The sequence below is a fragment of the Acidovorax sp. 93 genome (assembly GCF_003633835.1).
Lineage (GTDB): Bacteria > Pseudomonadota > Gammaproteobacteria > Burkholderiales > Burkholderiaceae_C > Acidovorax > Acidovorax facilis.
The window spans coordinates 1,817,430-1,829,931 of record NZ_RBIT01000001.1 but is presented as its reverse complement, the minus strand read 5'-3'; the positions used below and the strand labels follow the sequence as shown (position 1 = coordinate 1,829,931).

At 64.8% G+C, this 12,502-nt stretch carries 10 protein-coding genes; 1 reads left to right on the top strand and 9 read right to left on the bottom strand.

What is annotated here, in order from left to right; all coding sequences use genetic code 11:
* Positions 1 to 17: 17 nt before the first annotated feature.
* The 3 genes from C8C93_RS08305 to C8C93_RS08295 all read right to left on the bottom strand — a co-directional run bounded on the left by C8C93_RS08305 (position 18) and on the right by C8C93_RS08295 (position 4,896).
* Entirely contained in the window at positions 18 to 1,118 is a 1,101-nt protein-coding gene (locus C8C93_RS08305; protein WP_121506538.1) for an ABC transporter ATP-binding protein, read from the bottom strand.
* A 43-nt stretch (positions 1,119 to 1,161) separates the two neighbouring features.
* Positions 1,162 to 2,454, bottom strand: coding sequence for a 4-aminobutyrate--2-oxoglutarate transaminase (gabT, locus tag C8C93_RS08300; protein ID WP_121506537.1), 1,293 nt, complete (start codon positions 2,452 to 2,454; stop codon positions 1,162 to 1,164).
* A 633-nt stretch (positions 2,455 to 3,087) separates the two neighbouring features.
* A complete protein-coding gene (locus tag C8C93_RS08295; protein ID WP_147433743.1) occupies positions 3,088 to 4,896 on the bottom strand; it encodes a right-handed parallel beta-helix repeat-containing protein in 1,809 nt (602 codons plus the stop codon).
* Between the two features lie 477 nt (positions 4,897 to 5,373).
* On the opposite strand from C8C93_RS08295, the gene C8C93_RS08290 reads away from it, so the two are divergent.
* Positions 5,374 to 6,792 (top strand): PLP-dependent aminotransferase family protein, encoded by a 1,419-nt coding sequence (locus tag C8C93_RS08290; protein ID WP_121506535.1) that lies wholly within the window; start codon positions 5,374 to 5,376, stop codon positions 6,790 to 6,792.
* Positions 6,793 to 6,947: 155 nt separating this feature from the next.
* Here the strand turns inward: C8C93_RS08290 and C8C93_RS08285 are convergent, their stop codons facing one another.
* The 6 genes from C8C93_RS08285 to C8C93_RS08260 all read right to left on the bottom strand — a co-directional run bounded on the left by C8C93_RS08285 (position 6,948) and on the right by C8C93_RS08260 (position 12,479).
* Positions 6,948 to 7,622, bottom strand: a complete 675-nt coding sequence (locus tag C8C93_RS08285; RefSeq protein ID WP_055398092.1) for a GntR family transcriptional regulator — start codon at positions 7,620 to 7,622, stop codon at positions 6,948 to 6,950.
* Between the two features lie 67 nt (positions 7,623 to 7,689).
* Positions 7,690 to 8,709 (bottom strand): TRAP transporter substrate-binding protein, encoded by a 1,020-nt coding sequence (locus tag C8C93_RS08280; RefSeq protein ID WP_108498414.1) that lies wholly within the window; start codon positions 8,707 to 8,709, stop codon positions 7,690 to 7,692.
* Positions 8,710 to 8,767: 58 nt separating this feature from the next.
* On the bottom strand, positions 8,768 to 10,033 hold the full coding sequence (locus tag C8C93_RS08275) for a TRAP transporter large permease (RefSeq protein WP_056744573.1): 1,266 nt from the start codon (positions 10,031 to 10,033) through the stop codon (positions 8,768 to 8,770).
* A gap of 37 nt (positions 10,034 to 10,070) precedes the next feature.
* Positions 10,071 to 10,706: a TRAP transporter small permease gene (locus C8C93_RS08270; RefSeq protein WP_121506534.1), complete on the bottom strand. Its 636-nt coding sequence runs from the start codon at positions 10,704 to 10,706 to the stop codon at positions 10,071 to 10,073.
* A gap of 148 nt (positions 10,707 to 10,854) precedes the next feature.
* Complete coding sequence (locus C8C93_RS08265; RefSeq protein WP_233559268.1) at positions 10,855 to 12,222, bottom strand: FAD/NAD(P)-binding oxidoreductase; 1,368 nt, start codon at positions 12,220 to 12,222, stop codon at positions 10,855 to 10,857.
* Complete coding sequence (locus tag C8C93_RS08260) at positions 12,219 to 12,479, bottom strand: 2Fe-2S iron-sulfur cluster-binding protein (protein WP_199727090.1); 261 nt, start codon at positions 12,477 to 12,479, stop codon at positions 12,219 to 12,221. Before C8C93_RS08260 ends, C8C93_RS08265 begins: the two co-directional genes overlap by 4 nt.
* Between the last annotated feature and the right edge of the window lie 23 nt (positions 12,480 to 12,502).

Genomic DNA, 12,502 nt, shown 5'->3' with positions numbered 1-12,502 from the left:
TGTGGCTGTGCCGGTGGTCAGACCGCGTAAATGCGCGTGGAGACCGGGGGGAACTCCAGCAGCACGGCATCACCCGGCTGTGGATGGGGGGTGCTAGCGGACGAAGCCAGCGCCACCTTCACCGTGGCGGGCTCTTGACCATGGCCCAGGTCGCACATCAGGCGCAGGTGGTCGCCGTAGTAGATGGCGCGCGCCACCGTGGCGGGAATGGCCGATGTTTTGGGGTACTCGGAATGCGCATGCAGCACGATGCGTTCGGGCCGAACACAGGCGTGTACGGCAGAGCCCAGTGCGGCCTGGTTCACGTTCACACCCGGCAACAGGTAGCCGCCTGGCAGTTGGATGGCGGTGTCGGCGCCCGCGCCTTGCAGGGTGCCCGAAAGCACCGTGTTGTCGCCCACAAAGCCGGCCACGAATCGGTTGGATGGCGCTTCGTACAGGGTTTCCACATCGGCGAGTTGCTGAATGACCCCTTCGTTGAACACCGCCACGCGGTCGCTCATGGTCAGGGCCTCGCCCTGGTCGTGGGTCACGTAGACAAAGGTCACGCCCAGCTGGCGGTGCAGTTCTTTCAGCTCGATCTGCATATGCTCGCGCAACTGCTTGTCCAGCGCGCCCAGGGGTTCATCCATCAGCACCAGCTGGGGGTTGAACACCAGGGCGCGGGCCAGCGCCACGCGCTGCTGCTGGCCGCCCGACAGGCGAGTGGGCAGGCGGTCGGCCATGCCGGTCAGGCGAACCATGTCCAGCGCCTTCTTCACACGCTCGGCCTGCTCGGCCTTGGGCACCTTGCGCACGGTGAGCGGGTAAGCCACGTTCTGACCCACGGTGAGGTGGGGGAACAGCGCGTAGTTCTGGAACACCATGCCAAAGTTGCGCTTGTGGGGCGGCGTGCCGGTGATCTGCTTGCCATCGAGCAGGATGTCGCCCGCAGTAGGGGACTCAAACCCCGCCAGCATCATCAGTGTGGTGGTCTTGCCCGAGCCCGAGGGCCCGAGCAGGCTCAGGAATTCACCGCGCTGGATGTCCAGGTCCAGCGAGCGCACCACCAGTTGTTCACCGTCGTACGTCTTTTGCACACCGCTGAAGCGGACCAGGGGCTCTGCTGATGGGTTCATGGTTGGGGGCACCTTGTAAGCAGAATGAAGGTCGGGTCGCATGTCAGCCCAGCGCGGCAAAGCTGTCGGCCAGGATGGCCAGGCCCTCTTCGAGCAGCTCGTTGGAGGCGGTCAGCGGCACCAGGATGCGGATCACGTTGCCATACGTGCCGCACGACAGCAGGATGAGCCCGCGCTTGGCGGCTTCGGCGACGACTTTCTTGGTCAGTGCGGCGTCGGGGCGGTGGACATCACCGTCTTCGAACAGCTCGATCGCCACCATGGCACCCAGGCCGCGCACATCGCCGATGGCGGGGACTGTGGCGGCCATTTCTTTCAGTGCCCTGACCAGCAGCGCACCCATGTCCTGGCTGCGGGCCAGCAGGTTTTCCTTTTCAAACGCATCGATCACCGCCAGCGCTGCGGCACAGGCCACGGGGCTGCCCGCATAGGTGCCACCCAGGCCACCGGCTGCAGGGGCGTCGATGACGTCGGCGCGGCCCACCACGCCAGACAGGGGGAAGCCGCCTGCCAGTGATTTGGCAGTGGTGATGAGGTCGGGCGCCACGGGCCATTGCTCGCATGCAAACCAAGTGCCGGTGCGGCCAGCGCCGGTCTGCACTTCGTCGGCGATCAGCAGGATGCCGTAGCGGTCTGCCAGGGCCTTGAGGCCGGTGACGAATTCGGGTGGCGCCACGTAGAAGCCGCCTTCGCCCTGCACGGGCTCAAGGATGAAGGCTGCCACACGCTCGGGCTCGATGTCGTTCTTGAAGATCAGCTCCACTGAATGCAGGGCCTGCTCCACGCTGACGCCATGCAGCGCGTTGGGGAACAGGGCGTGGTACATCTCGCCAGGGAAGGGGCCGAACCCGATCTTGTAAGGCGCGACCTTGCCGGTAAGGCCCAGCGTGAGGTTGGTGCGGCCGTGGTAGCCGCCCGTGAAGGCGATCACGCCAGGGCGCTTGGTGTAGGCGCGGGCGATCTTGATGGCGTTTTCCACGGCCTCGGCGCCCGTGGTGAGCAGCAGGCTCTTCTTGGCAAACGCGCCGGGGGCCAGGGTGTTCAGGCGCTCGCACACTTCCACGTAGGGCTCGTACGCCACCACCTGGAAGCAGGTGTGGGTGTACAGCTCCAGCTGGGCTTTGACTGCAGAGATCACTCCGGCGTGCAGGTGGCCGGTGTTGAGCACGGCGATGCCACCGGCAAAGTCGATGAAACGGCGGCCCTCCACATCCCACAGCTCGGCGTTAAGCGCCTTGTGTACGAAGAGTTCATGGGCCTGACCCACGCCCCGGGCCACAGCGGCATGGCGGCGGGTTAGGAGGGCGGCGTTGGTGAAGTGGCGGTCTTGCTGCATGGCGGTGGGCGGGTGGGTTGAACACGAAATGAAGGAATGGGCGAATTCTGGAATTCGCGCCACGGCCCGTCCATGTACACCGGCATGCTGTTTTGCGCGCACTGTGCAGGTCCTCGATCCTGTACAGGCAATCCCTGATTTGGTGTGCGCCAACACGGTGCACAATGCAGCCCCTTTTGCGTAGCCGTAGTGCAATCCCCCACGCTGATCTGCAGGAAAACCGGGCACTCGGGGGATTGAAGGGTCTTGTATCGGTATGCCGCGGCAGGCCGCTTGCCATCTTCCAAAACGGTGCGTAAGAACCTGTTCAAAATCTTTTCAGGGATCGCATTGGAGTGCCATCGTGATGGACGTGGAAGCTTCGGATGCGCCGCATGGGCTCATGCCCATGCAAGCAGCTGAGCCGTCCAATCGCCCGATTTCACTCCAACCCTGCGGGCAAGTGCCTTGCCGGGCGGTCTGCGGCGTTGCGGCGCTTGCTGATAGCCAAGCTATCAACTGCGCACCGCGCCTTGCATCCCATCCCGGCAAGGTACTTGTGCGACCCTGAAAAGATCTTGAACAGGTTCTAAGAACAAAAAAGGCCTCGCAGCGTGCTGCGAGGCCTCTGCCGGCCGAAACATGAACGCTCTGCTACCGGGCGCACACCCCGGTCGTTGCAGCCGCCCCGGTCACCATGGCGTTGTTCGTGACCACACTGTTCGGTGCAATCACGCGCACCACCGTGCTGCCCGCGTGGGGTGTGGGGAAACACGCAATGTTGTTACGCACCACAGCGTTTCCATCGGGTACATCGCCATTCTGGAATTCGGTGTGGCCCACATTGATGGCTGTCTGGAAGGTCGTCTGCGTATTGATGATGACGTTGCCTTCAATCACGATACCGGGTGCCGACTGCACTGCCATGCCCGTGTTGCCGGCGTTGATGAGTGTGTTGTTGCGCACCACGAAGTTGCGGAACCATTCGGCCGAGTCATACCCCTGCGTGATCGACATCTCCCAGCAGCCATCCGTCGCAGCATCCTGCTCAATCCGGTTGCCCTCAATCAGTACGCCGTCCATCTGGCCGTGGAAGGTCATGTTGCCCCCTTGGCAGATGCCATTGACCACCGAGTTGCGGATGTAGCGGTTGTTGCGCAAGGTGACGTTGGTTCCACTCAGTCCATGGCTGCCCGACAGGTAGGTGCCGTGGTTGAAGCCGCTGCCGCTGAAGTTGTTGGCCTCGATCAGGTTGCCTTCGATCACGCTGTTGCGGAACTGGCCCAGGATGCCCATGCTTCCGTTGTGATGGATGTGGTTGTTGCGGATCAGCACGTTGTTCACACCGTGGGGAGCGCGTGCCTGCGAGTGGATGGCAATCTGGAAGCCGGATATCTCCACGTTCTCAATCACGATGTCGCGGACATTGCCACTCAGCCAGAAGCCCCAGGCCGAGTTGTTGGAGCCGTGGATCCGCAAATTGCGGAACACGTAGCCGCCGTCGTTGGAGGTGTTGGCATAGCGCCCTCCCAGCTCAAAGGGCGCGATGGCATTGTTGTTGGTGTTGAGGAGGGGGGCGGGCCCTGCGCCATACGCATCGAAGGTGAGGGGCGCGTCTGCGCGGACGTTCATGTTCTCGAACGTGGTGACACCCACCACCCAGGCACCGCCGCGCGCAAAAAGCAGTGCTGTGCCCGCAGGCAGTGTGTTGACATTGATCCCCGTGAGGTTCTGCTTGGGTGCCGCCTGCGTGCCGGGGTTGGAATTGCTCCCTGGCACACAACCGGTGGCGGCGCCCGCCTGGCAGTCCGAGAAGTAGTAAGTTACGGAGCCACCGGGCGTCGGTGCTGGCGGAGGCGCCGGTGGAGCAGGCGGTGCCGGAGGCGTTGGCGGTGGGGCGGGCGGGGCGGGCGTTGGGACGGGGCTGCTGACGTAGCACGCCTTTTTCACCTGCCGCAGGGGGTCGCCAAAGGTGGCGTTGTTGCACATCACGTTGTTGGTGAATGCGCGCGCGGCAGTCCAGGTGGTGCCAGCTCCATAGACCACCTTGGCCGTACCGGTAAAGCTGCATTGCTGCCCCTCGACGGCACACAAGGTGTAGCCCGGTGGCGGTGCTGTTAGCACGGGATCGGGCGCAGGAGCTGGCGACGGTGCGCCGGCATAGCAAGCCTTTTGCACACCCCACAGGGGGTCGCCAAAGGTGGCGTTGCTGCAACTGACACCGTTGGTGAAACTGCGGGGGCTGGTCCAGGTCGTGCCTGCTCCATAGACCACGTTGGCTGCGCCGCTGAAGCTGCATTTCTGTCCCTCGACGGCGCACGGCTTGTAGCCTGCCGGTGGGGTGTGGGTCGCCTGCGCCAGTGCAGGGCCTGTGGCTGTGCCCAGGCATAGACCCAAGGCAATGGCCCATGGCCTGGGTTGAAAAATCCGTGAAGAGTTGAGTTCAGATGTTCGTGTCAGCATGGGTGTCCCTCGGTGTGTTGGGTATTGGTTTTCAAACCCGATTTGCGGTCACCGATGCCAATCGAGTTGGGGGGCAAGCCTATCGCTGGGGCATGGGTGTGTGCGCATCGCGGCGGCGGAAAAGGGACAGGCGGTGGATGCAATCCGATAGCCGCTGCATCGGACAAAAGACTGAATACCGCCCATCGGTTGGGCGCTACCGTTCACGGTCTGCGGGCCTTTTCGAGCGCGGCGTCATCAACGCGCAAGAATCCCACAGCCCTGCAAATCGCTGGAGACCGCTGCCCCAGGGTAGGTGGGGCTGACGGACAATAGGGCAACCCGGCCGGACCGAATGCGGGCTCAGCGGTGGTACCTCCAGGCACGCGTCGCTGTTGACGGGAGCACACTGTGCAGGTGCCCCGTCCTGTACAAGCAATCCCTGAGTTCGCGGGTGTTGGCCCGGTGCACAATTTGGCCCCTTTCCCTGTTCTTTTGATGCTCACTCTCAGCCCGGATCTTCAGACACCGCTGGTCAGCCAGATCGTTGATGGCCTGCGGGGTCTCATCGCTGGCCAGGTGCTCAAACCTGGTGCCAAGCTCCCCTCCATCCGCGCCTTTGCGGCAGCCCACGGCGTGAGCGTGTTCACCGTGGTCGAGGCCTACGACCGCCTGGTGGCGCAGGGCTGGCTGGTGTCGCGCGCCAATGCAGGTTTTTTTGTGAAGCGACGGGGCGATGAGGGCGCGTCGCCCGGTACTGGTGCGCCCGAGCGGCCGGTGCCCCGTTTTGATGCGCGCTGGTACCTCAAACAAATTTTTGAAAACCGCAACCTGCCCATGAAACCGGGCTGCGGCTGGTTACCTCACGACTGGCTGTTTGGCGATGCGGTCAAACGCAGCATGCGTCAGCTGTCGTCCGACGGGCCCGAGCTGGATGGCTATGGCCTGCCCCACGGCCACATGGCGCTGCGCATGGTGGTGGCCGAGTCGCTGGCCGAACACCATCTGGCGGTGGACGCCGACCAGGTGCTGCTGACCCAAGGCTCCAGCCAGGCACTGGACCTGGTGGCGCGCCGCATGGTCAAGCCTGGTGACGTGGTGCTGGTGGACGACCCGGGTTACCCCAACCTGCTGTTCATGCTGCGCTTTGCAGGAGCCCAGGTGGTGGGTGTGCCGCGCACCGCCACCGGCTACGACCTACCGGCGCTAGAGTCCCTGCTGGCCGAGCACAAACCCACGGTGTTTTTCACCCAACCGCGCCTGCAGAGCCCGACCTGTTCTGTGGCATCCGTGGCGCACCTGCACCGGCTGCTGCAACTGGCCGAGCAGCACCACTTCATGCTGGTGGAGAACGACATCTATGCCGACATGGACCCCGGTGTGCGCCCCTCGCTGGCCAGCCTGGACCAGCTCAACCGTGTGATCTACCTGGGCAGTTTCTCCAAGACGATTTCGCCCAACCTGCGCACCGGCTTTCTGGCGGCGCGGCGCGATCTGCTCGATGAGCTGGTGCAGCTCAAGATGATCTCGGGCCTGACCTCGTCAGAGATCACCGAGCGCATCACCTTTGGGGTGGTGACCGACGGGCGCTGGCGCAAGCACCTCAAGTCCCTGCGCGAGCGGCTGGCCGAGGCGCACCGCACGGTGGGGCGGCGCTTGCTGAACCTGGGGTTCGAGCTGTTTCACGAGCCCGAGGCGGGCATGTACCTGTGGGCGCGCCATCCTGATCTGCCCGACAGTGCCGAGCTGTCGAAGGAAGCCACGGGTGCGGGCATCATGCTCGGCCCCGGTCAGCTGTTTCTGGTGGAGCCGCGCCCCACGGGCTGGCTGCGGTTTAACGTGGCGTTCAGCCAGGACGAGCGCCTGTGGCGCTTTCTGGAGCAGCGCATTCTGCTGGGCCAGCAAGTGTCGGAATAGGCCTGCTGTTGCCGCTGCTGGGGTGAAAAATTTGAGCCTTTTTGGCCGCTAGCGCTTATTGGTAAAGCGCAATAAGCTATAAAAATTAGAGCAATTGCCCTTTGGAACTGAGGCTGTCCACGCGGTTGCAGGCGCTGTGTGCGTGGTGGCGCGTGCTACCGGTCAATGATGCGCCGCGCAAACCGCTCCAGATACTCCATCAACTGCTCCGCGCCGGCAATGGCCTGAGCTTCGTCGCCACTGGCAATGCCCTGCGCCAACTGCATGTGCGCGCGGGCGCCCTCTGACACCTCGCCTTCGTGCTGGTAGGCATACCAGAAACGGCGGCACTGCACGATGAGCGGTTGCACGCATTTGACGGCCGAGTGGTTCTGGCTGGCCTGGTGGGTGACGAGGTCCAGTTCATGGTCGGCCAGCATGTAGTCGTCCAGGTGTCCGCGCGCTGCGGCTTGCACCATGTTTTCGGCGCAGCGCACGATGGCCTGGCGCTGCGGCGCCGTGGCGCGGCGTGCGGCGTTGGAGGCCAGCAGGCGCTCCAGCACGCGGCGGGTCTGGATCACGTCCAGGTGGTCGGCCAGGTCGATGTGCGACACCAGCAGCCCGCGCCGGGGCTGCTGCACGATGAGCCCGATGGACACCATGCGCAGCAGCGCCTCGCGCACCGGCGTGCGGCCCAGGCCTGTGCTTTCGGCGATCTCGGCCTCCACCACGGGGCTGCCGGGCTGCAGCTGCAGCGTGGAGATCATGGTCTCGATGGCGTCGTAGGCCACGTCCGCCGCGCGCCGCTTGGGCGCGGGGTCTTGCTGGGGGGAGGGGCGGCGGAGTGTCATCGGGCGTGAAGGACGTTGCGGGAGGCCGCATCTTATGGGATGCGGCCCCGGTGACCCTTGCGGACTGTCAGAGGCTTGCGCCCGCCTTGCGCAGCTCGGCAATCTGCGGCGCCTTGGGCAGCCACAGCTTGTCGAACTCCTGGATGATGCCGTCGGGGTTGAAGGACGATGCCGTCTTGAAGGCGATGGACGTGCCCTTGAACTTCTCGATCAGCCCGGCCTCGGTGGTCACGATGTCGTTGATCTGCGCATCCAGCGACTGGGCCACCAGCTTGCGGATGATGTCCTTGTCCTTGGCATCCAGCCCTTGCCAGATGCGGCCGGAGACAAGCGGCGCGAACGGCATGAACAGGGCGTTCATCTGCAGCAGGGTCTTGGCCACCTTGTCGAAGCGCTGGTTCCACGAGAACTCGATGTCCGCCTCCAACCCATCCACCTGGCCGTTGCTCATGGCATCAAACACTTGCGGCGTGGGGATGGGCGTGGGGGCGGCGCCCAGCATTTGATAAAAGTCGCGGTACACCGGCGTGGGGTTGATGCGCAGCTTCATGCCCTTGATGTCGGTGGGCACGGCGATGTCCTTGGTGGAGAACACGGCACGCATGCCGGTGATGCCCCAGCCCAGGCCGATGGTACCGGTCTCGCGCGGCAGCACTTCGAGCAGTTTGGTGGCGGAGGGGTGTTTGACGAGTTTGGCCACGGCAGGCGTGGAGCGCACCAGGTACGGAGCATTGATCGCCGCGATGCTGGACACGCGCGAGCCGAGCTCGGCCGCCTGGATCCAGCCCATGTCGAGCGCGCCGGACTGCAGCTGCTGCATCATCGCCGCTTCGTTGCCCAGCTGGCCCGAGTGGAAGACCGTGACGCTCAGTCGGCCATCAGTTTCCTTCTTGAGTGCCTCGCCAAACTGCAGCGCGGCGCGGTTCCAGGAGTGGCCCGCAGGCGTGATCAGCCCCAGGCGAAATTCCTTGGCATCGGCTGCACGTACCAGCGCTGGAAAGCCCAGCCCCGTGACGGTGGCAGCGGCCACGGCGTGGCGCTGGATGAAATGGCGGCGGGTGACAGTGTGGGCGGGCGTGGTCGTCATGGTGAACTCCGTGTGAAAGAACCTTGGGAGGGGGACGGGGGATCTGTTGCTCGGCGGGCTACTTGAGCAAACCGAGCGACAGGCTGGGGAACAGCGACAACATCACCAGCGCCACGCAGCTGATGATGAAAAACGGCAGCGTGACGATGAACATCTTTCCGGGCTTGGCCCCGGTGACGGCCGACGCGACAAAGAAGCTCAGGCCCACGGGCGGAGTCATCAGCCCCAGCACCAGGTTGACGACGATCACCACACCAAAGTGGCGCGGGTCAATGTGATAGACCTCGGTGGCAATCGGCAGCAGGATGGGCGCGGTCATGATGAGACCGGGGATGCCGTCGATCACCGTGCCGATGACCAGCAGGATCACGTTGGTGAGCAGCAAAAAGGTGACCGGATCGTGTGCCACGGTCTGCACCCAGGCGGCCACCATCTGAGGCACCTTGCCGTAGATCAGCAACCACGAGAACACGGCCGCTGCCGCCACCAGAAACAGCACGATGGCGGAGTAAATGGCCGAGCGCAGCAGGATGGCCGGCATGGCGCTGAACCGGAACTCCTTGGTCACATAGCGACCCACCAGGGCCGAGGCCAGCGCGCCCACGGCGGCCGATTCTGTGGGGTTGGCCAGGCCACTCAGGATGGAGCCCACGATGATGATGGGGATCAGCAGCGTGGGGCTGGCCTGCACCACGGTGCGCGCGCGCTGGGCCAGCGTGCGCTTTTCGCTGCGCGGGTAGTTGTAGACAAAGCCCATGAGCGCGATCACGACAAAGAACAGCACGGTGAGCAGCACGCCGGGCAGGATGCCGGCAATCAGCATGTCGCCCACGGCCACCTGGGCCAGCACGCTGTAGACCACAAACATCACCGAGGGCGGGATGATGGGCCCGAGCATGCCGCCGTACACCGTGAGGCCCGCCGCAAAGGTCTTGTCGTAGCCCTGCTTTTCCATCTCTGGCACCATGACCTGCGACATGATGGCCACCTGCGCGGTGGCCGAGCCGATGATGGATGACACCAGCATGTTGGCCAGGATGTTCACGTAGGCCAGCCCCCCTTTGACGGAGCCGATGAAGGCCATGGACAGGTCCACCAGCCGCCGCGTGATGCCGCCGCTGTTCATGATCTCTCCGATCAGGATGAACAGCGGGATGGCGATGAGGCCATAGCTGTCCACCCCGCCGAACATCTGCATGGGGAACGACTGGAACAGCACCGGGCTGCCGATGCTGAGGATGTACACCGCGCCCGACAGGCACAGGCATACGCCGATGGGCACACCCACCATCAAGGCGGCGAGGAAGAACAGGGTGGTGATCATGGTCGGGCTCTGGTGGGTTTTGCGGGCGTAGGGGCGTTCAGTTCACGGCGTCGGCGTTGACTACGTCGAAGCCCGCGTGCTGCACACGCTCTGCGGCGCCCATGTCTTCGAACAGGTTGGCCAGTGCATGCACGCTGAAGGTGGCCGAGAAGATCGGCAGGATGAGTTGCAGCACCCAGGTGGGCCAGTTCAGCGTCTGGGTGCGCTCGGTGTAGATGAAGTTGAAGCTCTCGGCCGCAAACTCCTTGGCGTCAAAGCCGTAGCGCGCAATACCGATGGGGTCCATCCACACCCAGCACATCACCAGCATGGCCAGGCCAAACAGCAGCACGCCGGACGTGGCCAACACCTTGAATGCCTTGGCGCCCCGCGCGCCGAGGTGGTCGGTGAGCATGGTCACCGCAAAGTCCATGCGCAGCCGCGTCATGACCGAGGCGCCCACAAAGGTCAGCCAGACCACCGTGTAGACCGCCGCCTCGTCCACCCAGTAGATGGGCATGCCGGTGTAACGCGTGACCACGTTGAGCAGGATCAGCAGCACCAGCAACGTCATGAGGGCGGTGAGCAGATGCCGCTCCATGCGCAGAACCTGCGTGGACAGTGCCAGCACCCAGCGGACGGGAGCGTGCGGCGCCGGAGATTGCTGGGCGGGTGGACTGTTGGGTGTGGGCATGATGGGGTTCCTGGGGAGGAGGGCGCGGCGATGAAAGAAAAGCCCGTACTTTTTAATATCTAACAAATATATTTAAAAGCAAGATGAATGCCTGCTGGGTGCGGGTAAGCCCTGAAAGGAGGGACGGGGGAAAACGGCTGCGCGCCTGTCAGCCCGAGGGAGCTGCGGGCTCGCGCTGAGCACTGGTGGCGGGCGCGGGCGTGCAGGCGGCCAGCGTGCCAATGCGTGTGGGCGCCAGCAGATGCCGTGGGGGTGCAGGCGTCCAGCCAAACAGGTGCTGTGCGGCAGCGCCGCAAATGCGGCCCTGGCACGCGCCCATGCCGCAACGGGTGTGGAGCTTGGCATCGATCCAGCCGTTGCGATCGGCCAGTGCAGCGTAGGGCACGTCTTCGCAGCGGCACACCAGGGTGCCGGGCTGCGCCAGGGTTTTGAGTGCTCCGTTCAGTGGAAAAGAAGCCTGCAACGCCTGCGCAAAGCGCTCCCAGCGTGCCAGCTGCGGGCGCAGCGCCTGGGCCTGTTGCACCTGTCCCGCTGCCACATGTCCTGCCATGGCGCCCTGAACCAGTGCACGTTCGCTGCCGCCAAAGCCGGTGGCTTCACCTGCGGCGAATACACCGGGCACGCTGGTGCGCATCTGTGCATCGACAGCCAGGCCCTGGCCACCGCTCAACGGCCCGCCCAGCGCGCAGCCCAGCATCTGCCCCAGGTGGGTGTTGGGCACCAGCCCGAACCCGCAGGCCACGCGGTCGCAGGCCATGGTTTCTTCGGCGTGTTTGCCTTTGCGCAGCCTCACTGTTTGCACCTGCGTGGTGCCTTGGACTTCCAGCACATGGCTGCTGGCGCGCAACTGCGGGTGAAGCAGCGTGAGGGCTTGCAACGCCTTGGCAGGCCAGCGCGGCAGTTGCGCTGCAAAGCCAGCGAGCGCGCTCCACGGCGCCTGCTCCGCCACGCGCACCACGGTGGCACCCGCTTTGTTGGCGGTGGCGGCAGCGGCCAGCAGCAGAGGGCCTGTGCCTGCAATGACGATGCGCTGGCCGCGCACGTCAAGCCCTGCCTTGATGAGGGCCTGCAACGCGCCTGCACCCGTCACACCGGGCAACGTCCAGCCCGGGAAGGGCAGCAACAGCTCGCGGGCTCCGGTGCACAGCACGATGCGGTGGCTGTGCTGCGTCCAGCCCCGGTCAGCGTCTTCCAGCAGCAGGGCCGGGGCCTTGTCGCCGGGTTGGGAATCACCCAGGCCCACCACGCGGGTGCCAGGCAGCAGGCGGATGTTGGTGTGCCGGGCCAGCGCCGCGCGGTGCTGTTGCGCCAGGGCGGGCAAGACCACCTGGGGGCCATCGCGCCAGATTTGCCCGCCGGGCTGCGGGTTGTCATCCACGATGGTGATCGCGGCCCCGCTGGGTGCGGCAGCGAGGGCAGCGGCCAAACCTGCAGGGCCTGCGCCGATGATGAGGATGTCGCAGCGCTCGTGCGCCGAGTGTTGCTCGGTCATGGATGGGGTCACGGGCTGGTTCATGGCGTGGCGCTCCCGGGTGCTGTGCCGACATGGGTGTGAATCGACATGCCCTCGGTGCAGACCGTCTGGCACGCCAGGCGTGTGCGGCCGTGGATGCGGACTCTGCATTCGTGGCACACCCCCATGCCACATAGCGGTGCCCGCGCCGCGCCGGTGACCGAGGTGCGTGTAGTGCCTGGCGTTTGCTGCGCCAGCGCGGCGGCGACGCTGGTCCCTGCGGGCACCTGAAGGGGAGTGCCATTCATCACGATGTGCACCAGGGCGGGTGTTCTGGATGGGG